This window comes from Pantoea deleyi (assembly GCF_022647325.1).
GTDB lineage: Bacteria > Pseudomonadota > Gammaproteobacteria > Enterobacterales > Enterobacteriaceae > Pantoea > Pantoea deleyi.
The window spans coordinates 400,005-414,989 of record NZ_CP071407.1; the positions used below are offsets into that span (position 1 = coordinate 400,005).

Sequence of the window (14,985 nt, forward strand, 5' to 3'; positions counted from 1 at the left end):
ACACAGCAGCAGGCGGGCTGAAAAAAAAAGATCCGGAAGAACGCAGCGCGGACAGCGCCAGCCTGCCGTGCCCGGCTTCCGTTGAGAGTGACGGCGGGACCGGGCTCAGCGCCATGCGCAACCGGAGAGAGATGACCCGCCGTCGCGGGCACAGAAAGCGCGCCAGGATAAAAAAAGAGGAGCCAGGCTCCTCTTTTTCAACTCAGCGCTGCATCAGCGTACGATGTGCAGGAAGTGCAGATGCTTCTCATACTGATCGAGAATATCATTGATGATCTGCTCCTGATTCCAGCCCATCACATCATAATCCTGACCCCCTTCCTTGAGATAAACATCGGCACGGTAATATTTCTGCTCCTCTGCCTTGTCGCTGCCGGACATGCCCGCCAGGGCAAAGGCTGGCTGCAGATAGGCGCGGGCCCGCACTTCATAGACAAAGTTAAGCTCGTCGCCCAAATCCACCTCGAAGCGCACCCGATCTTCAACCTCGTTTGAGGTATGCGACACGGTATTCTGCTTCGCCAGCTCCTGCTCTACCATCTCCATCGCCGGATAGATCACCTCGGCCATGAACCGCTTCACCTGTGAGCGTTTCGGGAAGTGCGCGATATTGCGTAACCGCCGCTGCCACGGGATCGGATTACGCGCCGCGGTTGGGGCGATGGTGGCAATCTGCTTACTGTCACGTTTCCAGGCGTCAATGCGCAGCGCCTTCAGCAGGCCATAGATCGACATCAGCAGAATCACCGCAAAGGGCAGCGCGCTGGCGATGGTCACGGTCTGCAGGGCCTTCATTCCGCCCGCCAGCAGCAGCGTGACCGCGACGACACCCATCAGTCCGGCCCAGAAGATGCGCTGCCAGACCGGTGTGTTGTCGTTTCCGCCCGCCGCCAGCGTATCCACCACCATCGCGCCGGAGTCGGCGGAGGTGACAAAGAACACGACGACCATCGCCATGGCGATAAAGGAGAGCACCGCGCTGAAGGGGAAGTGCTCCAGGAAGTTGAACAGCGCCAGGGTCTGGTCGCTCATCACCGTCTGCGCCAGATCGGTGGCCCCCTCCTGCATAATCAGCCAGATTGCGCTGTTGCCGAAGAATGTCATCCAGAGCAGCGTGAAACCGGCTGGCACGAAAAGGACGCCGGTCACGAACTCGCGGATGGTGCGGCCGCGTGAAACACGGGCAATAAACATTCCGACAAATGGCGACCAGGCCAGCCACCAGCCCCAGTAAAACAGCGTCCAGCCGCCGAGCCACTTACCCGATTTAGGCTCATAGGCATAGAGGTTGAAGGTTTTGGTGACCAGTTCGGAGAGATAGCCGCCGGTGTTCTCGACAAAGGATTTCAGCAGCAGCACGGTCGGACCCAGTGCGCCCACCATAATCAGCAGCAGCACGGCCAGCGTCAGGTTGATTTCGGACAGGATGCGGATGCCCTTATCCAGCCCCGAAACCACGGAGAGTGTCGCCAGCGCGGTGATCCCGACAATCAGAATGACCTGCATGGTCTGGTTAACCGGCAGACCAAACAGGTGATTCAGCCCGGCATTCACCTGCAGCACGCCGTAACCCAGCGAGGTTGCCACGCCCAGGACCGTACCGATAACGGCAAAAATATCGACAGCATGGCCCATCCAGCCGTAGATCCGATCGCCGATAATCGGATAGAGCGCCGAACGCAGCGTCAGCGGTAATCCGTGGCGGTAGCTGAAGAACGCCAGAATCAGCGCCACGATGGCATAAATGGCCCAGGCGTGCAGACCCCAGTGGAAGAAGGTGATGCGCAGGGCTTCCCGTGCGGCCTCAACCGTTTCCGGCTGGCCCGTGGGCGGTGCCATGTAGTGCATCACGGGCTCCGCCACGCCGAAGAACATCAGTCCGATGCCCATGCCTGCTGAAAAAAGCATGGCAAACCAGGAGTGGTAGCTGAAATCGGGTTCCGCATGATCCGGGCCGAGCTTGATGTCGCCATAGCGGGAGAAGCCCAGGTAGGCGACCGTCAGCAAAATCAGCGCAACGGCCAGGATATAGAACCAGCTGGCGTTGGCAAACAGGGAGTTTTGCAGTGCGCCCAGCTGCACATCAGCCTGTTCAGGGAAGAGCGCAGCAAAGGCAACCAGGATAAAAATCAGTGCGGCAGAGGTGAAAAATACGGGTGGATTAATGTGGCTTCGCTTGTGTTGCGTTTCAGTTTCTGATGAAGACATAGGTATCCTGATCAAGATGAATGAAGACCAAATGTAACAATCAGTATAAAAGAGTAAAAGCGAAACGGCGTCGTTTGGTCAGTTATTCAGCGTTTTGTCGGAGATAACGGCCTCTGCCTGCCAGCGGGCAACCCGTTCCACCGCCGCTTTGTCCGCTTCGCTGGTCATTGCGACGCTGGCACGCACCAGCGCAAGCTGCGCATGACGCTTCGCCTCCGCGCCATAGCGATGCGGTGCAATCATCGCTAACGCCTGAAGCGCTTTCTGCAGGCGCAGCTGTACCTCCACCAGGGCGGCCCCATCGCGTGCGATGCCGGTAAACATATCGTCGAACATATCGCCTATCCCGGCGGGCTGCATAAAGAGCCGGGGATACTGCGGAGTCTCCGATTCCTGCGGTTCGCTGGGGCTGAACAGCCGGACCGCCCGCCCGATAATATCGATTGCCGTGCCGGGGTCGTTAACCGCCGGAGAGAGTGCGCGTGAGGCAATTTCAGACAGGACGCAGAGTCCAAAACGGGGGTCCTGTTCAAACGAGCGCTGTTCACCCAGGGTAAACGCGCTGAGCAGTCGCTGAAGGTCCTCATCCGCAAGCGGCCTGTCGCACCAGAACAGCGGGGCCGCGCCATGCACAAAACTGCCGGGCTGCGCGGTGAGATAGAGATGGCACGCTTTTTCCTCTGCGAAGCCGGCAAGTTCCTGCAGGTCCAGATGCTGCAGATAGCCCGCCTGCGGCGGATAAACACGGTGCAGCGGGATCGTTTCCGGCAGGATGCCGTCCCAGAAGGCGCAGCCCATGCAGGGCGACCGGAGGCGGTGGTGAAGGGCCGCCGTCGTGGCCTCCTCAACGCGATGCGACGTATCAGACAGGCAGCCAAACTGCGCCAGATGCTGTATCCAGCGCAGCAGGGTGATCACGATCATGGCAATCACGGCCAGGGTGACAAAAAACAGAATAACGCGCCCCTGCATGCCATAAGCCCCCATGCCGAGCGCGATAATCCCCACCAGGCTGTACAGGAAAGAGCCGATAAAGGTTGCCAGCATGGTCTGTGTGGTGCTGTCTTCGAGCAGCAGAACCGTCGCGCGCGGCGTGACGCTGCTGCTGGCAGAATTGTACGCCGTCACCATGATGTTAAGCGAAAAGGTCGTCACGGCCAGCATACTGGAGGCGAGGATAGTCAGTATCTTATCCACCGCGTCACTTCCCACGATGCCCGACATAGAGATGGGAATGAAAGGCTTAATCGCGATGGCAACCAGGGCAGTGATCACCGCCAGCACGGCGAACAGTGAGCTGCGAAACCAGAGCTGGCGGGTCAGCCGGTGAATAATCCACTGCGTTTTAGACATCATGTCACCTGTTATCATTAATTTCAGTTACGGCTGAACAGTCAGCACGGCCTCTGAGATGATCGTTCTGCTGCATCCCCGGTGTGAAGAACAGCAGCTGTAACGGCATCGTCAGAGATGGCCCGCGTGGGTTACGCCCGGCGCGGCGCACATCCGGCTTCAGAGTAAGCATAGCCGGGGGTGCACGATTTACCTCTGTCCTGCCTGATGCGATCCTGCCGGGCCGGATTCCCCCGCGCGTCGTCAGCCATGCACTGCTTTTTGTCCCTGCCCGGCATTTTGAGCAGAGATTGACCTCATCCTGCTTTCGTTTATAGTATTCAGCCTGTCCCGATTGGCCTGATGTGCCGATCGGACTTCGCCGCCAGCGCCCGTCACCGGAGCCTGGTTTACATCCATCCTGAAGGCACGCTGTTGCCGTAAAGGAGATTTCAGACATCATGCGTCTTACGCCACCCTGAGTCGTCCCCCCTCCCTGCTGCACTGAGACATCTCAGTCGCGCACTCAATAACATCCCGTCTGCGGATGTGCTTTTTCGTACCTGAATATTCTGCCCTCAAGGGCTGACCGTATCTAAAATCTGAGAAATGACTATGCTGCTGTCCTCAACGCGTAAGGACTGGCTGGGTAACGTCCGTGGTGACGTCCTTGCCGGTATTGTGGTTGCGCTCGCGCTTATTCCTGAAGCGATCGCCTTTTCTATCATCGCTGGCGTCGATCCGCAGGTCGGGCTCTATTCCGCCTTCTGCATCCCCCTCGTCATGGCCTTTCTGGGCGGTCGCCCGGCGATGATCTCCTCCTCCACCGGCGCGATGGCGCTGCTGATGGTCACGCTGGTGAAAGATCACGGGCTGCAGTATCTGCTGGCGGCCTCCGTGCTGACCGGCATCATCCAGCTGATGGCCGGATACCTGAAGCTTGGCAGTCTGATGCGCTATGTCTCCCGTTCGGTCGTGACCGGATTTGTTAATGCGCTGGCCATACTGATATTCATGGCGCAGCTGCCGGAGCTGACCCACGTGACCTGGCACGTCTACGCGCTCACGGCTGCCGGTCTGGCGATTATTTATCTCTTCCCCCTCCTGAATAAAACCCTTCCCTCCCCGCTGGTCTGCATCGTTGTGCTGACCGCGATTTCCATGTGGCTGCATCTGGATGTGCGCACGGTGGGTGACATGGGCAAACTGCCGGACAGCCTGCCGGTGTTCCTCCTTCCGGACATCCCGCTTAACCTTAATACCCTGCTGATTATCCTGCCCTACTCAGCGGGACTCGCCGTGGTCGGACTGCTGGAGTCCATGATGACGGCCACCATTGTGGATGACATGACCGACACGCCGAGCGACAAGAACCGCGAGTGCAAGGCGCAGGGCATCGCCAATATCTGCACATCGTTTATTGGCGGGATGGCGGGCTGCGCGATGATTGGTCAGTCGGTGATTAACGTCAGGTCGGGCGGTCGCGGACGGCTCTCTACGCTGACGGCGGGCGTGGTGCTGCTGTTGATGGTGGTGTTCCTGCGCGACTGGGTGTCGCAGATCCCTATGGCCGCGCTGGTGGCGGTGATGATTATGGTTTCCATCGGCACCTTCTCATGGCGTTCAATTGCGAACCTGCGCACGCATCCGCTTTCAACCAGCGTGGTGATGCTGGCGACCGTTGCCGTAGTGGTGGCAACTCACAACCTGGCGTTTGGCGTGCTGACCGGTGTACTGATTGCGTCCCTGAACTTCGCCACGAAGGTAGCCCGCTTTATGGCAGTCACCTCTGAGCGGAAAGAGGAGACCCGGACCTATACGGTTACCGGGCAGGTCTTCTTTGCTTCGGCCGATCGCTTCACCCGCCACTTCGACTTTCGCGAGCCGCTGAAGCGCGTAATCATCGACGTGACGCACGCCCATTTCTGGGACATCACGTCGGTCAGCGCGCTGGATCGTATTGTGATTAAGTTCCGCCAGGAAGGCGCCGTGGTGGAAATCAGAGGGATGAATGACGCGACCCGGACGCTCGTCGATCGTTTCGGCGTGCATGAAAACCCCGAAGAAGCGGAAAAACTGCTGAGCGGTCATTAATTCTCAGGAGTGGCATCCTGACTACCGGGTGACCGGATCATCCTCAGCCCGCCGGGTCCGTGCGTCTGCGGCCCGGACGGCCGGGAACAGGGCCATTGGGGCCATGGATGAGCGATCACGCTTTCCGGTGGTGACGTTCAGAAGCAGCTGAGGCTGCGTTAACTTTCGGGGCCTGCGGCGCAGGCCCTTTTTTATGGCGCGGCGTGATAAGCAGGCCTCTGCTGGAACCGATATCACTGACTCCGCGCTAAAGAGAGGCGGAGATTCCGTCTGCCCGGCCCTGCCACGCAGATTGTCCGGCATGACACCGACGCCCGGGCCTGAGCAATCGCTCGCGTTAGCTTACGCGAACCGGCTCAGCGTCGGGCCGCTATAGCTGCTGCCGGAAGACATACCCAAGCCCGCGGATACTCTGGATCTGAAACCCGGAATCCCGGCACAGTTTTTTCTTCAGCCGACAGATCAGAACGTTAACCACATCCTGGTTGCGCAGATCCGCATCGGCGTAAAGCTGGCCCATCAGCTCATCCCGCGTCACGACTTTTCCATTGCGTTTCATCAGGAACTCGGCGACCAGATATTCGAAGTTGGTCAGTTCGATCTGCGTACCATTTTTTAATACCTGCTTACCCGTCAGGTCCAGCTCATAGGGCGGCAGCGTTATCCGGCTTGAGGCAATTCCCCGGCTGCGGCGGTCGATGGCGCTGATACGCGCGACAAACTCTTCAGGCTCGATCTCATCGGACACAATGTCATCCGCGCCGGCTTCATAAGCAGCAATCCGCAGAACCTGCGTACTTTCGGTCGCGGTGACGATTACCGGCGTTGTAAATCCCCGCTTGCGGTAACGTCTGATCAGCGCACAGTGCTGCTCGCAAAGCTGATGAGTGCTGATGATAAACACGTCAGGAGAGAATTTTTTAAGCGAACGCAGTGCGTTATCCGTGTCTGAAAACGTATCGGTCACAAATCCCAGCCGTGAGATCAACGCCGGGGCAAAGCGGGATGAAGCCTGATTTTTATCAAAGATCAGAATGCGCATTAACCAGTTCGCCCATGTCTTTAAGGTTAAGAATAATTTAACTTAAACTATCTAAAAAGCACAAAATGTCAACTCGCAGATCCCGGGGTTTTCCCGCCAGCGGGAGGAATGTCTCAAACCTTTTTTGTGGTATGAAGCCAAAAAACCCTTTCTGCCTGTCGGAAAGCGAGCTTAACAGCCGTTCTTTCTGTCCATTCAACACCTGATTCAGCGCTTGAAATTGGTAAGACGGGTTAATATAAATGGTCCCGTGCGGATAACCTGACTGGCTCCTGAAAGCCACTATGCAGGGACATGTTTACTGAAAGACGACAGTCCCTGCGCCGTCCGGGACCGAATCAGCCATCGATTTAATTTCCGGCAGGTGAACCTCGCGCTGCATTCAGGGAGCAGAAATATCCGACGCTGAACGCCGGTTATAAAACACCCACCCTGTTCAGAAAAAGAGCGACCTTCATTCTTACCGCCGAAGATTAAAAAAACCTTAACGCGGATGAGCGTGCCGCAGAGACCCGGTCAGTGAATGAAACGTGGGTGGTGCGGCAGGCGGGATAGGCTGGCGAGGACAGAGCAGAGGCAGGTCGGACTGATGGCAGGGAGGCCGCATCAGGAGAGGCCTCGCTTCTGATTCAATCAGTATCAGGATTTTGTGCGCAGTATGTTCATCCGGCCTGCAAGCGCGCGCTCAATTGCCTTCTGATGAAAGGGTGACAACCTGCGCCAGTCCTGTGCTTCTTTGCGCGTTCGTCCACATCCTTCGCACCATCCATTTTTACCCGTAAAAACGCACTGGTCGATGCAGGGAGATTTCACTGCCATTTCACACCTCTTTATTTATTCAAACCGTTGAGCCCATGGCAGGCCATATATATGCCGACCACCGCAATCAGGGCACTGGAAAAATAAGGTGCCCGGCGTGCAATACCGGCAAAGCCTTTCCAGCGCCTGCTGGCGTGGTGAACGCTCAGCGCGGCGCCAGCGCCCACGGTGACAAGCGTCAGCGCTAATCCGATGCTGAAGCAGACCACCAGAGCGGCGCCAAGCGTAAATTGTTCAACCTGGAGGCACAGGAGCAGAACGGTGATAGCCGCCGGGCAGGGGATCAGTCCGCCCGTCAGCCCAAAAAGAAGGATCTGCGCATTACTGACTTCACGCCCGTCGAACCGACGGCGAATATCGTTGGCGTGAGCCCGTTCGTGAGCATCCTGATATGCAGCAGTTCCAACCTCAAGCCCTTCCAGCTCTGCGTGATCGTGTTCATGAAAAGCTACATCGTAGCCGTGAACATGGCTGCGATGTGCCAGCTCAAGGCGCGCACTAAACGTATGTGGCTCAGGAATAACCTCTTCAGAAATAAGCGATCCATTCTGCGGGGTAAAGCAGAATACCTGGCCTGAACCATCCTGGCGGCGGGTCGTCACGACGACATCATCTTCAGTCCATTGGTGGCCCGACAGGGTGGTAAGGACCCATCGGGCTGGGCCAACAGACTCATCAATAGCGAGTCTGACTTTGCCGTGACCGGTATCAATGACGTGGCTTTCATCGTGTTCATGATGTTCTCTGCCCTGCCCTTTCTTCCACTCCCGCGCATCAGATGCGGTGCGCCAGAACATCCAGACGGCGGTAAGCAGAATAATGATCCCGGAGATTAGCTGAAGCCAGGGTTCAGCAGCCTCAGCGGTAAACTGTTGGCTGATGTACATGCCTCCCATCGCAATAAGCCAGACCACGGCGGTATGCGACAGCGTCGCCGCCAGACCCAGCATGACCGCCTGTTTCACTGTCCCCCTGATCGCAACAATGAAAGCCGCCATCATCGTTTTTGAATGGCCAGGTTCCAGGCCATGAAGTGCGCCCAGCAGTATTGCGCTGGGTATAAACAACAGCGCACTGGACGTGCCCTGGCTGAGTAATACGGAAAAAGCATTCATGTCGTGATCCGGTCGTGATAAGTTGCAGACGGCCAAAAGGACCGTAAACTAAACCAATATACTATACCCCAGTATACATCCTAATCGACAGGAGATCGGCAATGGGACATACATTAAATAATCAGAAGAGCCTGCTTACCCGTGTGCGCCGTATCAAAGGTCAGGCTGCCTCGCTCGAAACGGCGCTGGAGTCCGGTCAGGAATGTCTGAAGATCCTTCAGCAGGTAGCCGCAGTGCGAGGTGCCGTTAACGGGCTGATGAGTGAGTTACTGGAAGGCCATATCCGGGAACATTTGATGGATGAAAAAGCCTCTGAACAGGAAAGAAAGGAAGATCTTGATGAGATTGTGGCGGTAATCCGTTCCTACATGAAGTAACGTCTCTGCTGCTGGCAGAAAGCGCTGAATCTCCCTCATCCCCTCAGATTATGTTTATGAAATGAGGCTTCTGGCAGATCAGCAAAAACCCGGCTGGAGAGCCGGGCTGAATGCTGACGTATCAGAAATCAAAGAAAACCATGATGAACTTCGTGCAAACACCGATGAGTGTTTCAGCATGTCCGCTTTTTGCTCATCGTGGTGATAATGCTGTCACTGTCGACTCTGTGCCAGAAGCGGACCTGAATTTTATCAAAAATATATGCATTTCAGGCGGACGACCGAAAAATAAACGTTTGGGAAATTCAGGGTCATACCGTACGTGCAAAGATCGGCGTATAACTCAAAGACTGATCTGCATGACAGTAGAATGTACTGTAAGCCTGCAGCTTCCGTCTGCAGGCTTATTACGTGATGAATCAACTATGGAATAATTCAGCATGATCCTGCACAAAGTCTTTCAGCGTTCGCGGCTCATTGCCGGTGACGTTTTTGTAGTCGTCAGTGACCACATCACCCCAGTTACGACTGTATTCTACAAGGTAGTCATGAAGAACGTTAAGCGTGTACTGGTCTGCTCCTTTACTTCTGAGATCTGACAGTGCCAGTCCTGTCATCACCGGCTGATAGCGGATTTCTCTTCCCAGGACAGTACTGAGGTCGGCCGCCACATCGTGCATACTGATCGATTCGGGTCCGGTAAGGGTATAGATTTTTCCTTCATGGCCTGTTGTCGTCAGAATACATGTGATGAAGTGACCGATATCCCGGGAATCAATAATGCCCATCCGGCCCTCGCCCAATGCAAAATAAAGTTTGTCTTTTGCATTTACTCCGTCCGCGGCCATCATCAGATTCTGCATGAAAAAGTGTGGTCGTATAATGGTCCATGCCAGATTCGAAGCCATCAGTTCACTGTCAGACAGGGCATGATGCCGTCCATTTATGGTTGGGGCGTCATGATCCGCGCCAAATGCTGAAAGTCGCGCCACGTATCTGACGCCCGCCTGTTTGGCTGCCCAGAGAGCATTTGAAAACTGAGCTGATGCGCGATCTGACGGCGGCGTCAGAATGAAAGCCTGTTCAATGCCGTTAAAAGCCGCCTGCAGGGTTTCAGGTTTTTCCAGATCGCCCACAATAATTTCCGCACCTGCCTGACGTATTTTTTCTGCCTTATCCGGGCTGCGTACAAGCGCGCGTACCGCGATCCCCTGAGACAATAGTTCATGCACTACCTGAGAGGAAATGGAACTGGTTGCACCAGTGATTAAGATCTTTGAAGTCATGACTATTCTCCCGCGTCGTCTTTAAGCTTTTTATCAGATTGCCCTGTGAGCCCCATCCAGTGCCATTCACCCTGACCACCCAGTGGCACACCTGACAGAACGGGATAGTCGGTATATCCCTTTTCTTCACCCTGGTAGAAAGTCGTTTTATCCACATCGTTTAATGGTGCGTCTGATGCAAAGCGGGAAACCAGGTCCGGGTTTGCGATGAAAAGCGTTCCGAAAGAGACTGCATCAGCCTGCCCTGCTGCAATTGCCTGCGCGGCGCTGTCGCCGTTGTATCCGCCGTTAGCAATATACGGGCCACCAAACTGCTCTTTCAGGGCACCAAAGTCGAAGCTGCAGGTTTCACTTCCCAGCTGCATGACATGAAGATATGCCAGGCCAAATCCGCGCAGCATTTCAGCTGCTGCTCTGAAGGTTTCGGCCGGATTACTGTCGCGCATAGAAAAACCGTCAAATACCGGTGAAATCCGTACGCCTGTACGACCTGCGCCGAATACCGGCACTACCGCCTCAACCACCTCTTTCAGGAAGCGTATGCGGTTTTCCGCACTCCCTCCCCACTCATCGGTTCGCTGATTACTTCCATCGCGCAGGAACTGATCAATGATGTAACCATTGGCGGCATGGATTTCCACGCCGTCAAATCCTGCCTCCCGGGCATTTTCTGCAGCCTTACGAAAATCATCAATGGTGCTGAGAATGCCTTCCTCCGTCAGCGCCTGCGGCGTGACCAGCGGCTTGAGGCCTTCAGAAGTAAAAATTTCTCCCTCCGCTGCAATGGCAGATGGTGCCACCGGCAGTCCTCCGTGTGGCTGAACGTCCGGATGAGAAAGTCGCCCGACGTGCCATAACTGCAGAAAGATTTTTCCGTCACGGCTATGCACCGCATCGGTTACGGTTTTCCAGCCATTAATCTGCTGCGAACTGAAGATACCTGGCGTGCGAGGATAGCCTTTACCCTGTGGAGAAATCTGTGAGGCTTCAGTGATGATCAAACCAGCGCCGGCACGCTGCCAGTAATACTCAGCTATCATCGGCGTGGGCACATCACCTTCACCCGCACGACTGCGGGTGAGGGGTGCCATAATAACTCTGTTTTTCAGTCTGAGTTCGCCCAGAGTGACCGGAGGGATTAGATGTCTGAGAACGGGGGTGCACATAATTATTTCTCCTGTGTTTTATGGAAATCGGGAAAACGATGAATGATCTGATCGTCATCGCCATGGAGGATGCCAGCAATGAAATCACCCACTTCTTCTGCAGTGGGCCACTCCGGTCTGCCACGTCCCTGACGTGCCCGGGTGTTTACCGGCGGGAGGATAAGTTCGCGGACATGGAAACGAGCTTCATTTTCTTTCGCCAGCGTCAGCGATAATGATTTCTGAGCTGCAGCCATTGCAGCAACCGGACCCGCGCCGGGCCATGCCATTTCTGCGCTTATGCCGTTTACGTGAATATAAGTGCCGTTCTGACGCAAAAGGGGGGATAGGTGCTTCATAGCAAGAAAGTGGGTAGTCAGATTATCCCGTACGACTTTTTCCCAGGAATCGAATGAAGTCTCAGTAATGTTACCCCCCTGCGACCATCCACCTATAGAGGCGACAATAACATCAGGCGTCATTTTTTTGCTGACGGCTGTGGCCAGCTTTTGCGCCTCATCAGGTGTGGAAAGTGAACCCGTCACACCCTCCAGGCTTCCGGTGTTTATGTCTGCAACGTATTCCCTGAGTGCGTCCAGTTTTTCCAGCTGACGGGTGGGAACCAGAAGGCGGCCACCCTGTCGCATCAGGCTGCGGACAATTCCTTCGCCAAGGCCGCCGGTTCCGCCGGTGACAAGAATGTTTGTTTCTCTGATGTTCATCTCGGTTTCCTCTCATTTGATCGGACTGATGTCAGGTTTCCCCAACCGGTAATGAAACAGCCGGGATAATTCCGGACCGTTAAGGACCGATCGGTCCAGAACTATTAAAAAAATTAGCTGCTATTTTCAGGATAGCAGTGACAGAATAACTTCGATCGTATCTTCTAATCTTCTGATGTCGGCCCGTGATCGCGACATCATCATAAATCCATGATGGGCTACGGTCATATGACGCGCCAGAGCACGAGCATTTTTTTCAGCCGGAACAGAGCCGTCCATAATGCCGCGCTCAATGGCCGCCGTCAGTGCATCTTCAATTCCCTGGAAGTCGCGCTCAACCAGCCTGTGAACCTCGTCATCATGCGGGGCCAGCTCGACCGCCTCATTACAGCTCATACATCCAAAAGGCCTTTCCTGATTGCGGGCATGTTCCAGTATCATCGAAAAAAAATGCTTGATGGAGGCCATTGCAGTTGGCTGGCTGGTGAGATAACCATTTAGCGTTCGCATACGCATCTGACGATATATTTCAAAAGCTGACAAAAACAATTCGCGCTTACTACCAAAGGCTTCATAAAGGCTACTTTTGCTGAGTCTGGTCTCGCGCATGATATCGCTGAGCGATGTCGCCTCATAGCCGTGTTTCCAGAATATCTGCATCACCTGTAAAAGAACTTCATGCTCATTGAATGAACGGGGTCTGGCCATAATCTCCTCACTTGATGCCAGACAGCATAACCGATAAGGACCGCTCGGTCCAAAATCTGTTTAAGCTCCAGCACTCTGAGTTAAATTTCAGCTATTCTTCCGTTATGACTGCATCCGATCGGCGTTAAAAATAAACGGAGTAACATTATGGACTACGAAGATGTGCTGAATTTCTGGTTCAGTAAGGCCAGTCAGGATAAGTGGTTCGTCCGGGATGAGCAGTTTGACAAAAAAGTCAGCGCCCGGTTCCGAACGCACTGGGAAGCGGCGTATCGTGGTGAATATTATACATGGCGGGAAAGCATCAAGGGACGTTTAGCGGAAATCATACTACTGGACCAGTTTTCACGTAATCTGAACAGAAACAGTCCGGACGCATGGGCACACGATAATATGGCGCTGGTTCTCTCACAAGAAGCTATTAATAGACCCGAGTATCCGCAACTTAGCATTCCTCAGAGAGCTTTTCTGCTGATGCCATGGATGCATTCAGAATCATCTCTTATTCATGTAAAAGCCACTGAACTGTTTGAAGAGTTGGGCGATCCAAATTTTATCCGACATCAACAGGAACACCGCGCAATTATCGTTCGCTTTGGGCGTTATCCACATCGGAATCAGCTTCTTGGAAGGGCATCATCACGCGATGAGCTGAACTATCTCAGTAAACTTTAATCTGCGATGCTCCGTTCATTGATACCACTGCCGAACGTCCGCTTCTCGCTCATAGCGGACTTCAGCTCAGTTAGTTCGTCCGCTCTGTGCCAGAAGCGGACGCTGGAATGCCAGAGAATACCTGAAAATTGATAGCACTGTTTGCTCTGCCTCTTTACAGAGGGGCGTCTGCACCTCTGATTCAGGTGCAGACGCTTTTACGTTATTTCACTACCGGGTTCTTTTTAAGAGAGAGCATGTTCATAAACTCATCATCCAGGTGCAGATGCTGCCGGAGAAGCTCAGGCGGTGTGCTCGCCAGCCACTGATTAAGCGAAATATCGGCATAGTAATCGCTTTTAAACAGCTCAAGAAAACGCAGCGGCCCTTTACCGGTATTTTCAATGTAGTGCCCCATTGCAAAAGGCACATAGCCAACATCTCCGGCGCGATAGTCGAACGTTCTTGCCTGACCCGACGAGGCAAAGACCCCCATCCGCCCCTCACCTTCCAGATAATATTGCCACTCATCATTATTAGGGTGCCAGTGCAGCTCGCGAAGGCCACCGGGCTCAATTTCCACCAGCGCGGCGGAAATGGTTTTGGATACCGGGAAATTGGATGAGTCGGTGATCCTGACAGTTCCTCCCGGCGCGCGCACCGGTTCCTGAGCCAGCATCCTGTGCGTAAAGCGGATTTTCGACTTCGCGGCGCCTTTTATGCTGTCCGATTCCAGGCTGCCCGGCACATTACCGGCAAAGATATATTCATCATCAGGCGAAGGAAGATGCGCAAAAGAAGAGACGGGTACCTTAAAGTTTTTGGCGAGAATGTCCGGCGGAATGTGTCTGAACCAGTCTGACAGCAGAAAAGTGCTGTCCTCATCAAAATTACCGTCATCAAAAGCCAGTAAAAACTCGCAGCCATCGGGACCGAGCCCCTGAATCGAGTGGGGAATGCCGGGCGGAAAATACCAGAGATCGCCCGCCGCAATGTCGTCGACGAACCATCCGCCGCTGGTGTCAAACGCTGTCACCCGCGCATTGCCGTATGTCATATAAGCCCATTCGCCCTCCTTGTGCCAGTGCAGCTCGCGGATGCCTCCGGCATTAAGGCGCATATCGACGCCCGCAATCGTCGTAGAGATGCCCAGCTCACGCTGCGTCACCTGCCGCGTCCAGCCACCGCTTCCCTTGCGAACGTGCGCGTCGCTGAAAGAGAAGCGCAGATTCGGCAGTGTTCCGCTGTCTGTCGCAGGCGGATTAACGATATCCGGGTTTTCTGCTTCGCGGACGGGATCATGAGGGCCGGGATCCCGTCCTCCGCCACCCGTTCCGGCAGGAAACGTCTTCACGGTATTGTCGTGAGCCATCGCCTGACCAGCCGCAAGCGCGACCGTTCCCCCTGCCGCAAAAGCCATAAAGTGTCTTCTTGTCAGTGTTTTCATAGCCATCCATCCTCAGAATAGTGTTTATCTCTGGTC

Annotated in this window: 13 protein-coding genes; 3 read left to right on the top strand and 10 right to left on the bottom strand. The window is 54.8% G+C overall.

Going from position 1 to position 14,985, the window contains the following annotated elements:
• Positions 1–213: 213 nt before the first annotated feature.
• Positions 214–2,208 (bottom strand): BCCT family transporter, encoded by a 1,995-nt coding sequence (locus J1C59_RS21110; RefSeq protein WP_128087042.1) that lies wholly within the window; start codon positions 2,206–2,208, stop codon positions 214–216.
• A 78-nt stretch (positions 2,209–2,286) separates the two neighbouring features.
• Positions 2,287–3,564 (bottom strand): DUF2254 domain-containing protein, encoded by a 1,278-nt coding sequence (locus tag J1C59_RS21115; RefSeq protein ID WP_242281406.1) that lies wholly within the window; start codon positions 3,562–3,564, stop codon positions 2,287–2,289.
• 591 nt (positions 3,565–4,155) lie between these two features.
• Here J1C59_RS21115 and J1C59_RS21120 point away from each other — a divergent pair.
• On the top strand, positions 4,156–5,634 hold the full coding sequence (locus J1C59_RS21120) for a SulP family inorganic anion transporter (protein WP_128087040.1): 1,479 nt from the start codon (positions 4,156–4,158) through the stop codon (positions 5,632–5,634).
• A gap of 370 nt (positions 5,635–6,004) precedes the next feature.
• On the opposite strand, the gene J1C59_RS21125 is transcribed toward J1C59_RS21120, so the two are convergent.
• The 3 genes from J1C59_RS21125 to J1C59_RS21135 all read right to left on the bottom strand — a co-directional run bounded on the left by J1C59_RS21125 (position 6,005) and on the right by J1C59_RS21135 (position 8,610).
• A complete protein-coding gene (locus J1C59_RS21125; protein ID WP_128087039.1) occupies positions 6,005–6,676 on the bottom strand; it encodes a winged helix-turn-helix domain-containing protein in 672 nt (223 codons plus the stop codon).
• A gap of 639 nt (positions 6,677–7,315) precedes the next feature.
• Positions 7,316–7,495 carry a DUF1289 domain-containing protein gene (locus J1C59_RS21130; RefSeq protein ID WP_128087038.1) on the bottom strand — a complete coding sequence of 60 codons (180 nt, stop codon included), beginning with the start codon at positions 7,493–7,495 and terminating at the stop codon, positions 7,316–7,318.
• An 11-nt stretch (positions 7,496–7,506) separates the two neighbouring features.
• Positions 7,507–8,610, bottom strand: coding sequence for a nickel/cobalt efflux protein RcnA (locus tag J1C59_RS21135; RefSeq protein WP_128087037.1), 1,104 nt, complete (start codon positions 8,608–8,610; stop codon positions 7,507–7,509).
• Positions 8,611–8,711: 101 nt separating this feature from the next.
• On the opposite strand from J1C59_RS21135, the gene J1C59_RS21140 reads away from it, so the two are divergent.
• Entirely contained in the window at positions 8,712–8,987 is a 276-nt protein-coding gene (locus tag J1C59_RS21140) for a metal/formaldehyde-sensitive transcriptional repressor (RefSeq protein WP_128087036.1), read from the top strand.
• Positions 8,988–9,406: 419 nt separating this feature from the next.
• Here the strand turns inward: J1C59_RS21140 and J1C59_RS21145 are convergent, their stop codons facing one another.
• The 4 genes from J1C59_RS21145 to J1C59_RS21160 form a co-directional block, all read right to left on the bottom strand.
• Positions 9,407–10,273, bottom strand: coding sequence for an SDR family oxidoreductase (locus tag J1C59_RS21145; RefSeq protein WP_128087035.1), 867 nt, complete (start codon positions 10,271–10,273; stop codon positions 9,407–9,409).
• A 2-nt stretch (positions 10,274–10,275) separates the two neighbouring features.
• On the bottom strand, positions 10,276–11,439 hold the full coding sequence (locus J1C59_RS21150; RefSeq protein WP_128087034.1) for an alkene reductase: 1,164 nt from the start codon (positions 11,437–11,439) through the stop codon (positions 10,276–10,278).
• 2 nt (positions 11,440–11,441) lie between these two features.
• Positions 11,442–12,140: an SDR family NAD(P)-dependent oxidoreductase gene (locus J1C59_RS21155; protein WP_128087033.1), complete on the bottom strand. Its 699-nt coding sequence runs from the start codon at positions 12,138–12,140 to the stop codon at positions 11,442–11,444.
• Between the two features lie 126 nt (positions 12,141–12,266).
• Positions 12,267–12,848 (bottom strand): TetR/AcrR family transcriptional regulator, encoded by a 582-nt coding sequence (locus J1C59_RS21160; protein ID WP_128087032.1) that lies wholly within the window; start codon positions 12,846–12,848, stop codon positions 12,267–12,269.
• Between the two features lie 147 nt (positions 12,849–12,995).
• On the opposite strand from J1C59_RS21160, the gene J1C59_RS21165 reads away from it, so the two are divergent.
• Positions 12,996–13,523 (top strand): DUF924 family protein, encoded by a 528-nt coding sequence (locus J1C59_RS21165; protein ID WP_128087031.1) that lies wholly within the window; start codon positions 12,996–12,998, stop codon positions 13,521–13,523.
• A gap of 202 nt (positions 13,524–13,725) precedes the next feature.
• On the opposite strand, the gene J1C59_RS21170 is transcribed toward J1C59_RS21165, so the two are convergent.
• The gene (locus tag J1C59_RS21170) at positions 13,726–14,949 is read right to left on the bottom strand and encodes a cupin domain-containing protein (RefSeq protein ID WP_140916922.1); all 1,224 of its coding nucleotides are present in this window, start codon (positions 14,947–14,949) and stop codon (positions 13,726–13,728) included.
• Positions 14,950–14,985: the final 36 nt, after the last annotated feature.